Annotated in this window: 1 protein-coding gene; it reads left to right on the plus strand. The window is 71.5% G+C overall.

The genetic code is table 11. The features are described from left to right. Positions 1-55: 55 nt before the first annotated feature. The coding region (locus tag ACXJKJ_RS31395; protein ID WP_457395565.1) for an MFS transporter at positions 56-585 on the plus strand (530 nt) is incomplete at its 3' end.

The raw sequence follows: 585 nt of genomic DNA on the forward strand, positions 1-585 counted from the left end.
GTCGGTGGTGGTGCTGGTGGGGACGCGGGCGCTGGTGGGGTTGTTCTACGCCGCGGTGCCGCCCACGGCAGCGGCGATGGTGGCCGATGGTGCCGCGCCCGGGCAACGCGCTGCGGCCATGGCCAAACTCGGCAGCGCCAATGCGCTGGGCATGGTGATCGGGCCGGCCGCTGCGGGCTGGATCGCCTTCCATCAGCTGTCGTTGACCTTGTATGTCGCCGCGTTGCTGCCGCTGCTGTCGCTGGCGGTGATCGCGTGGCGGTTGCCGGCCGACGCGCCGGTGGCCGCGACGGCGGCGACCGGACCGCGTCAGCGCCTGGGCTGGACCGATGCACGCCTGCGCCTGCCGATCCTGGCGGTCTTCGCGGCGATGGTGTCGGTGACCATCGCCCAGGTGACGGTTGGATTCTTTGCCATCGACCGGTTGCAGCTGTCGCCGACCGATGGCGCGCAGGCGGCTGGCCTGGCCCTCACCGCCGTAGGGGTGGGCCTGATCCTGGCGCAGGTGTTGGTGATGAAGCTCGGCGGCGTATCGCCGCGCCGCTGGATCGCCATCGGCGCGTTGATCTCGGCGATGGGCAGATC

It is taken from the genome of Roseateles sp. P5_E1 (assembly GCF_054049335.1).